Below are 9,729 nucleotides of genomic sequence, written 5' to 3'. Positions count from 1 at the left end.
AATGGAGATCGTTCCCACGCTCCGCGTAGGAACGATCGCTTCAATCAACAAGAGGCCGGTGCCCGTTCGCATCGGCTTTTTTTCGAGCTTTTGCGCGAATGATAAATAAACTCATTCCGGTTTTTCCCAGGTGCTGCGTCTTACTTAGGTATGCGGGCAAATCGGCTCGGGCAGGGCTGCCCAGGCGCCGGTTGTGTCCAGGAAAAATTTAGCTGTCGTCCAGCCGGATGACCGTACCCGGGGAGGGGTCGGTCAGCAGGTACACCGTGCTGGCGAGCGGCAGGCCCTTCGGCCCCCATGGACTTTTCTTCTACCAATAATAGAGAGCACGATGTCGGCAATTCATGAGTTGAAACCGCTGTTCAAGGCATTGGTCATGTCCCGCGGCCTGCGTTCGCGCCGGGTGTTGACGGGCCTGGGTCTGGTCTGCGTGTTGCCATTGAGCGCCCAGGTGATGGCTGAAAACGTCAGCATCAACATCCCTGCGCAACCGCTGCCGCAGGCATTAAAAGCGTTCGGCGAGCAGACCAACCAACAAGTGATCTATAACGCCGACGAACTGGCCGGCCTGAAAAGCAATCGCGTCAGCGGCAAGATGAGCCCGCAAGCGGCCATCACCGAATTGCTCAAGGGCACCGGCGTGCGCCACAGCCTCGAGGGCAATACCCTGATGCTGGTAAAGGGCTCCGGCGCAGGTCTGGAACTGGGCGCGACCACCATCAACGCGCAGCAGCCGGAGGCCACCACCGAAGGCAGCAACTCGTACACCAGTAATGCGGTGACCATCGGCAAGGGCACTCATACCCTGAAGGAGATTCCGCAGTCGATCACGGTGATGACGCGCAAGCAGATGGATGACCAGAACCTGGTCAGCCTCAAGGACGCCGTCAACCAGACCACCGGCGTCGTCGGCCTGCAGGGCGTCGGTCAGGGCATGATCCTCTCGTCGCGCGGCTTCCAGATCGATGACTGGCAGTACGACGGTGTGCCGATCCCGCGTAACACCTACTCGCTGGGCAACTGGGCGACCCAGGACCTGATTTTCTTCGACCGCCTGGAAATCCTCCGTGGTGCGTCCGGCCTGCTGCAAGGCACCGGCAGCCCCGGCGGCGCCGTCAACCTGGTGCGCAAGCGTGGCCAGAGCGCCCCGACCGTTACCCTGACCGGCAAGGCCGGCTCCTGGGACCACTACGGCCTGCAACTGGACGCCGGCGGCCCGCTGAACGAGGCCGGCAACATCCGCGGCCGTATCGTCGCCGACGAAGACCAGAGCAATTCCTTCGTCGATCATGCCTGGAACAAGACCCACTCGCTCTACGGCTCGCTGGACATCGACCTGAGCGAAGACACCACCCTGGGCTTCGCGGCCAGCCAATCCAATGGCGAGTCGCGTGGCAACATCCGCGGCCTGCCACGCTACGCCGATGGCTCGATGCCGGACGTGTCGCGCTCGACCTACACCGGCGCGCGCTGGAACCGTTCCGATATCGACGTCACCACGCTGTACGCCGACCTGGAGCATCGCTTCAACGAGGATTGGGCGTTCAAGGTCGGTGCCGTGCAGATGACCGAAGACAACCAGGCGAAAAACCAGCGCACGCAAAGTCCTGGCGGCCTGCTGCCGGATGGCAGCCGCGTGCAATATGCCGACTTCGTGACTGACTTCCAGTCCACCAAAGTGGGTCTGGACATGAACCTGGTCGGCAAGTTCGAAGCCCTGTCGATGGAGCAGGAGGTCATGCTCGGCGGCAACTACTCCCAGCTGGAGACGGACGACAAATACGCCCGGACCTTCAACAGCAGCACCGACAATATCTTCGACCTCGACAACAACCGTCCGGACATCAGCTATGAGGGCCTGATCAATAGCCCGGGTGGCATGGGCACACTGAGCAAGTACGACATTCGCCAGAAAGGCATATACGGTACCTGGCGCGTCAAGCCGGTGGACGACCTGACGCTGATCCTCGGCTCCCGGGTCAGCTGGTATGACTTCAGCTACAAGTCGAAAACGGAACGGGCAACCGGTATTACCCCCAATGCGCCGAGCACTGGAAGTGAGACGGGGGAGGTCACGCCATACGCCGGTATCGTCTACGATTTGAGTCGTGAGTGGGCGGTGTACGCCAGTTACACCGACGTGTTCCAGCCGCAGACCAACGTTGATGCCAACGGTTCCGTGCTCAAGCCCGTCATCGGCACCAACTATGAAGTGGGTCTTAAAGGTGAATTGATGGACGGTCGGGTCAATACTTCCCTGGCTGTCTTCCGCTACGACCATGAAAACCGTGCGGTCAATGACGGCGGTTCGGGATGTGGTGGCTTCGGTTGCTCGACAGCCTCGGGCAAGGTGCGTAGCCAGGGCATCGAGGCCGAAATCAGCGGTGAGGTGATCGACAATCTGCAGCTGTTCGCGGGCTATACCTACAACACCACCAAGTACCTGAAAGATCCGGATAACGAAGGCAGTGTCTTCAGTACCTGGACGCCGAAACACATGCTCCGGGTGTGGGGCAATTACCAATTCACCGGTGACTGGAACCGTGTCAATGCGGGCCTGGGCTTCACTACCCAAAGCCATACGCAGGTCTTCGACCTCAACTATGACGTACCGGGTTACACCGTGTGGAATGCCCGTGTCGGCTATCAGTTGACGCCGGAGATCGGGTTGGCGGTCAATGCCAACAACCTGTTTGACAAGACGTACATCACGCCGGCTTACAACCAGATCAACGGTAACAACAACTTCGGCGATCCTAGGAATTTGATGTTTACCGTGAAATATACACCGCAGTTTTGATCTGATCTAAGGCGGAAGGCCGATCCGCTGTGGTTTTGCGGGTCGGTTTTTTTTGTGCATATCTATTTCTTTGGTTATGGCCGCTGGCGGTTTCGCTTTTACAGCGACTCACTTTTATGAAGCGTAAAAGTAAGCAAAACGCTTTTGCCCCACCACTCGGTGCCTCGCCTAGGCTCGGCATGCCCTCACTCCGGCATTGCTCCGTGGGCCGCCGCGAAGGGCCATCCCTGGCCCAGCGCGGCTATCCCGGCATCCTTGCCGGGATGCCCACTCCACAATGCCTGCGTTCGGCCAGCGTGGTTAACGGGGCGCCGAAATCAACGTCCACCGCGAGGCGGCCTTATAGCCGACCTGGCTCTTGCTGGGGTCCGCGTTCGTTCTGTGGGAGCGAGCCTGCTCGCGAAGGGGCCGGCACATCCAACATCTTCATCGACTGACACTCAGCCTTCGCGAGCAAGCTCGCTCCCACATTGGATTTTCGACAGATACAGATCTCACGGCCCACAGGGAATCACCGTGGGAGCGAGCCTGCTCGCGAAGGGGCCGGCACATCCAACATCTTCATCGACTGACACTCAGCCTTCGCGAGCAAGCTCGCTCCCACATTGGATTTTCGACAGATACAGATCTCACGGCCCACAGGGAATCACCGTGGGAGCGAGCCTGCTCGCGAAGGGGCCGGCACATCCAACATCTTCATCGACTGACACTCCGCCTTCGCGAGCAGGCTCGCTCCCACATTGGATTTTCGACAGAACAGATTTCACGATCCACAGGGAGTCACTGAGGGAGCGAGCTTGCTCGCGAAGGGGCCGGCACATTCAACATCTTCATTGACTGATACTCCGCCTTCGCGAGCAGGCACGCGAAGAGTCCCCGGCATTCGCTCAAGCGCTACCCCGCCAGGTTCCCCAAAAACACCTCAACCAACGAATCAAGCAACCCTTCATCAAAGATCATGCCCCTATGGCGCAACGGAGAACGCACTGAACACTGCAACTCGCCAGTCAAGCTATGTTCCCTGACTAACGCCTCGCAAAACGCCAGCTCTTGCGGTGTTTTCTCTGCCTCGGTCCACCAGCAGCTGGGACGTACCCGTACCGGCTTGAAAGCGAACCCCTCAAAGGCCTCCAGCAACCGGTCATGCACCGAAAACGCCTGGGCATTCATGACCTCTTCCTTGACGCTCTGCACGACCGACAGCAAGTCGCCTCGCTCAGGCTCGATCTGCCCGGCGGCCCACTCGTGGAAAGCCTTGACCGAGCTGTCAGGGTGTTCCCGTCGAAAGGCCGCGGTGCGTTCCGTAAGAGCAGGGAACAGCAGATCGAAATACTCGATTGCCTCATGCAGATCCTGCGAGGCCGGGTCGGTTTTTTCCTCCGCAAGCAGTTCCCGATGACGCGGCAACGTCGCGGGATACAGGTGCTCGGGAATCGTACTGTCCACCAGCCCCAGGAAACCCACCGTATGACCCTGGCTTTCCAGGGTTGCCGCGATGTCCAGGGCAATCGCCCCGCCCAGGGACCATCCCATCAGGTAATACGGACCCTCTGGCTGAGCCGAGACGATTTCCTGGCTGTAGTCGGCAATCATCTGGTGCCAGGCCTCGGGGCCCGCATGGGGTTCGCTGAAGCCGCGGTGCATGACGCCGAAGGTGCGTGCGCGATTTTGCAGTTTGCGCGCCAGTGGCTGGTAGCAGAAGACGATGCCCCCGCTGGGGTGCAGGCAGAACAGCTGCGGTGCGCTGGCGGGCGCGTTGTTCAGGGCGACGAGGCACTGCGTCTGCTCGCGGTGTTTTTGCGAAATGAACCGGGCCAGTTCGGCGATGCTCGGGTTGGCCAGCAGTTCTTGCAGGCGCACCGTGTGGTTCAGGCGTGCCTTGAGGCTGGCGATGAGCTCGATCGCCAGGATCGAATGCCCACCCAGCTCAAAGAAACTGTCGCTGATACCCACGCGCTCGACCTTCAGCGACTGTTGCCAGAGTTGCACCAGGGCCTGTTCCAACTGCGTGCGGGGCGCCACGTAGGTCGAATGCCGGAGGTCGGCGTCCGGTTCCGGCAAGGCCTTGCGATCGAGCTTGCCGTTGGCATTGAGCGGCAAGTGATCGATGAATAACAGATGGCTGGGCACCATGTAGTCCGGCATCTGCGTTTTCAGCGCAGTGAGCAGGTCTTCGCGCAACCCGGCCGAGGCCGGTTGCGTCGGGATGACGTAGGCGATCAATTGCAGGCCGCCCGGGCCTTCATGGGTCAACACCACGCAATCGCGGACCGCCGAGAGCATTTGCAGGCGCGCCTGGATCTCGCCCAACTCGATGCGGAAGCCGCGGATCTTGACCTGATGATCGAGGCGTCCGATGTATTCGATGCTGCCGTCGCAGAGGTAGCGGGCCAGGTCCCCGGTGCGGTACAGGCGTCCGCCCGGCAGTGGGTCGAACGGGTCTGGAATGAAACGGCTGGCGGTCAGGTCGGCGCGCTGGTGGTAACCACGGGCCAGGCCCGCGCGACCGACATACAGCTCGCCGATGCAACCCTTGGGCACCGGGTTCAGGTGCGCATCGAGCAAATACCAGGACAGATCGACGATGGGCTCGCCGATGGGGCTGGCGGCCTCGCCATGCAAATCCTGCAACGACAGCGGCCGCCAGGTGACATGCACCGTGGTTTCGGTGATGCCGTACATGTTGATCAATTGTGGTGTCTGGTCGCCGAAACGTTCGAACCAGGGGCGCAGGCTCTGCACATCAATCGCTTCACCGCCGAAAATCACTTGTCGCAAGCGGTGGACGAGCGTCTGTTGAGGGTCGCAGGCCACTTGCAGCAACGACTTGAATGCCGATGGGGTCTGGTTGAGCACCGTGACCTTTTCCTGGCAGACGAGGGCGTAGAAATCCTCGGGCGCCCGGCTCACGGCGTGGGGCACGATGACCAGTCGGCCGCCATGCAGCAGGGCACCGAAGATCTCCCACACGGAAAAATCGAAGGCGTAGGAGTGAAACAGGCACCACACGTCCTGCTGGTCGAAACCGAACCAATGGTCGGTGGCCTGGAACAATCGGCTGACGTTGTGGTGCGCGAGCAGTGCGCCTTTGGGTTTGCCGGTGGAGCCGGAGGTGTAGATCACGTAGGCCAGGTTGTCCGGATCCATCGGCACGTGCGGATTGTGTTCGGGGTAGGTGCTGACGGCATCGACCGGATCCAGCAACAGGCAGTCGACGCCGGCGGGCAGCGCCAGCGAATCAAGCAGGTGGGCCTCGGTCAGTATCTGCCTGACGCCGCTGTCCTCGATCATATAGGCCAGGCGATCGGCCGGGTAGGCCGGGTCCAGCGGTACGTAGGCGCCGCCGGCCTTGAGAATCGCCAGCAGGCCGATGATCATCCGTGGCGTGCGTTCTACCGCGATGCCGACCAGTACGTCGGGCCCGACGCCTTGTTCGATCAAACGATGGGCCAATTGGTTGGCGTGTCGATTGAGCTCGGCATAGCTTATGTGCTGCCCTTCGAACGTCAGCGCTATCGCCTCTGCGGTGTTGGCGGCGTGGGTTTCGATCACCTGGTGCAGGCACTCTTCCTGGCGCAACCGGGTCGGCCGACGGTTCCAGTCGTTCAGGGTCAGCCGCTGTTCATCGGTGCTCAACAACGGTAGCTCGCCGAGGGCGCAGCCGGGCGTTTCGATCAGGCCGCGCAGCAGGTTCTGCCAATGCTCGGCCATGCGCTCGATGGTTTGTGTGCGGTACAGGTCACGGCTGTATTCGAAGGTCGCCACGGTCTGCTGTTGTGAATAGTCGACATCCAGCGACACGTCGAACTTGGCCTGGTTTTCGCCGGTGTCGAGAAACTCCAGCATGAATTGCTCCGGACTTGGCAGCGACGCCGCCTGTGACCCGGTGCGCCAGTTGAACAGGACCTGAAACAGCGGGTTGGCGCCCAGTTGATCGAGGATCAATTCCAGCGGGTAATCGGCATGCTCCAGGGCGGCGAGGGACTGCGCGCGCAAATCGCGGAGAAAATCCAGCGCGCTGCGGGTCGAGTCGATCCGCGCCCGGTACACCTGGCTGCTGACAAAAAAACCTACCAGGTCCTGGCTTTCATGGTTGTTGCGGTTGGCGTTGGGAACGCCGACGGTGAAGTCGGTCTGGCGGCTGTAGCGGGCCAGCAGCAATTGCCAGGCACCCAGTGCTACCACGAACGGCGTCAGCCCCTGGCGTTGGCAGAACGTGTCGAGCGCATGGACCATCGCCGGGGCCAGCGCCACCTGCACACGGCCGGCCATGTGTGTCTGGCTCGCGGTGCGCGCAAAATCCTGTGGCAGTTCCAGTGTGGGCAGGTCGTGGCCCAGGTACTCGCTCCAGTATTCGCCGCCGCGCCGGCAGGCCAGGCTCTGCAGGTACTCGCCGCGTTGCCACTTCGCGTAGTCGGCGTATTGCAGGGGCAACGGCGGCAGCGGTGACGGATCGCCCAGCAAGCCCTGGGCATAGGCCTGGGTCATGTCCTGCATGAGGATCGTGTTGGACCAGGCATCGGACACGATGTGATGCATATTCAGCAACAGCACATGTTCCGCAGGGCTCAGCCTGAGCAGGGTGGCCCGCATCAGCGGCGCCTGGGTGAGATCGAACGGTCGCCGGGCGTGTTGCTCGATGCGCTGCGAAAGCGTCGGCTGGTCGAGCCCGGCGAGGTCTTCGCGATGCAGGACCAGGCAGGCGTTGCGCTCAACCACCTGGGTCGCGGCGCCGTCGATTTCGATGAACGCGGTGCGGAGGATATCGTGCCGGTCGATGACCCGATTCAGCGCTTGCTCCAGGGCATCGGCATTCAGCTCGCCCGTCAGGCGCAGGGCACGTGGCAGGTTGTAGGCCGACCGGGTCGGGTCGCGCTGTTGTTCCAGCCACAAGCGTTGCTGGGCGAAAGACAAGGGCGCGCGGTCCAGCCGGCTGCGGTTGGACCGCGCGTGCAGATCGTCGGCGGCGTCATCGAGCAGCAGCGCCAGCAGATCATCATCTAGCAATTCGTTCATGGTGTTCTCGCGGTAGACAGCATTGCGTCGGGCAGGCTCAGGCGAAGGCTGCCGGGACCTTTTCAGTGACGACCTGACCGGCCTGCATCCGCACCAGCTGATCGGCGATGTCGAAGTAACGGTCGTCGTGGGAAATGACGATGATGGTCTTGCCCAGGGCCTTCAGCTCCGGCAGCAGCTCGGTGTAGAAGATCCGCCGGAACACCGGGTCCTGGTCGGCGGCCCATTCGTCGAAGACCATCACCGGGCGTTCTTCCAGCCAGGCGTTGAGCAGGGCCAGGCGCTTGCGTTGGCCGGTGGAGAGATCGGTGGTGCTGAAGACACCGTCGCGAATGCTGACCTTGTGGGCAATCTCCAGGCGCTCCAGGTAACGATTGGCGGTCCCCGGCACTTGCTGGTCGCCTTGCACCAGTTCATCGAACAGGTAGTAGTCGGCAAAAATCGTGGTGAACAACTGGCGATAATCGTCACGCTGCGCAGCCAGCACCGGCTTGCCATCGAGCAGAATTTCACCGCCCTGGGGCGCATAGAGGCCCAGCAGCAATTTGATCAGCGTGGTCTTGCCCCCGCCGTTCTCGCCGACGATGAATACGATCTCGCCCTGGTCGATGGACAGGTTGACCGGTCCGAGGGCGAAGGCCTGGCTGCCGTCGACCGCCGGGAAGACGTAGTGCACGTCACGCAATTCAAGCTGTTGGATCGTCGGCTTGGGCACGCTCTTATCGTTGAGCAGCAGATGCGGTTCCGGTGAGGAGAACTGCTCGGCCAACTCCGCAATGCGTTTGAATGCAATGTTGGCGCGGCTGATCACCGGCAAGGTCATCACCAGGTATTCCAGCGGCCCTTTCATATACAACAGCACCAGCACAAAACCGCTGAGCACCGCCTTGTCGATGCCCAGCCACAGCGATTGCAGGGCCAGGACCAGGCCAATGACCACAAAGAACAGCATCGAGCCGAAAGTCTTGGCGACCACGAAGGTGTTGACCGAGCGGATGTTGGTATCGCAGATCTGCTCGGCGGTGGCTTCGATGCGCTGGCTGAACATGCGTTGGCGACGAGGCCGATGGATACGCAATTCCTTGGCGCCGGCGGCGATCGCGCTGTAGTGCTTTTGCAGGGCGTCTTCAGCCTCGCGGGCCGCTTCGAAACCGCGAATGCCACGGGCTCGCGCCACGTACTGGATGACCGTGCCGATCACCAATGCCACCAGCAGCAGCGCAAACATCGGCAATGACAGGTAGGCCAGGTAGGCCAGGCAGCCGAGGGTGACGGTGAAGGCAATCGCCAATGGCGCAAAGGAAAAAGCGAAGTTGCTGACCATGTTGACGTCGTGGGTCAGTATCGGGATGAGCCGATGACTGCGAAAACGCTCGATCTGTTCGATCGGTGCCAGCAGGACTTTCTGGCCGAGGGATTTGCGCAGGCTGGCGATGATGTTCTGGCCGACATGGTTGGTGCCGATGTCCGACAGGATCGAGGTCAGCAGCGCCGCCGCGCAAAGCCCGGCGAAGGTGCCGAGCATGTGTGGCGAGGGCCCGGCATCGGCGTTCAGCGCGTCGTTGATGGTCGCCAGCAGGGCGGTGATGCTCAGGCCACCGAGCATGCCCAAGAGGATGGAGCCTACGACAATCAGCCGGAAGGGTTTGAGCAGGATGAACAATTCAGTGATCACCCCGCGTTGTGGTTGGCTCATGGAGGTTCCCTGCTAGATAAAAAGGGCGAAGGCCATCGGGGGCATTCACCGCATGGGCTGGAGGACGGCGGCACGCCGGTTGGGACGCGCCCACCTATGGAACGATTGGAGGGAAAGGGGATTTAACGAGGAACCACCTGACACACATTATTGTGGCGAGGGAGCTGGCTCCCGCTCGGTTGCGCAGCGACCGCAAAATCTTGGGGCCGCTGCGCCC

At 61.4% G+C, this 9,729-nt stretch carries 3 protein-coding genes; 1 reads left to right on the top strand and 2 read right to left on the bottom strand.

The genetic code is table 11. The features are described from left to right. Positions 1-331: 331 nt before the first annotated feature. Positions 332-2,800: a TonB-dependent siderophore receptor gene (locus J3P96_RS19615; protein WP_434653072.1), complete on the top strand. Its 2,469-nt coding sequence runs from the start codon at positions 332-334 to the stop codon at positions 2,798-2,800. Positions 2,801-3,694: 894 nt separating this feature from the next. Here the strand turns inward: J3P96_RS19615 and J3P96_RS19610 are convergent. Both J3P96_RS19610 and J3P96_RS19605 read right to left on the bottom strand, forming a co-directional pair. Beyond that, positions 3,695-7,816, bottom strand: a complete 4,122-nt coding sequence (locus J3P96_RS19610) for an amino acid adenylation domain-containing protein (protein ID WP_434653070.1) — start codon at positions 7,814-7,816, stop codon at positions 3,695-3,697. A 37-nt stretch (positions 7,817-7,853) separates the two neighbouring features. Further along, positions 7,854-9,512 carry a cyclic peptide export ABC transporter gene (locus J3P96_RS19605; RefSeq protein ID WP_434653068.1) on the bottom strand — a complete coding sequence of 553 codons (1,659 nt, stop codon included), beginning with the start codon at positions 9,510-9,512 and terminating at the stop codon, positions 7,854-7,856. Between the last annotated feature and the right edge of the window lie 217 nt (positions 9,513-9,729).

The organism is Pseudomonas sp. R3-56, from assembly GCF_051132075.1.
In the GTDB taxonomy this organism is placed as follows: domain Bacteria; phylum Pseudomonadota; class Gammaproteobacteria; order Pseudomonadales; family Pseudomonadaceae; genus Aquipseudomonas.
Note: the sequence above shows the minus strand (reverse complement) of the source record. Positions and strands in the feature narration are given on the sequence as shown.

Coding starts and splice junctions, on each gene's coding strand:
- J3P96_RS19615 (WP_434653072.1), top strand. CDS start 332: ATGTCGGCAATTCATGAGTTGAAACCGCTGTTCAAGGCATTGGTCATG.
- J3P96_RS19605 (WP_434653068.1), bottom strand. CDS start 9,512: ATGAGCCAACCACAACGCGGGGTGATCACTGAATTGTTCATCCTGCTC.
- J3P96_RS19610 (WP_434653070.1), bottom strand. CDS start 7,816: ATGAACGAATTGCTAGATGATGATCTGCTGGCGCTGCTGCTCGATGAC.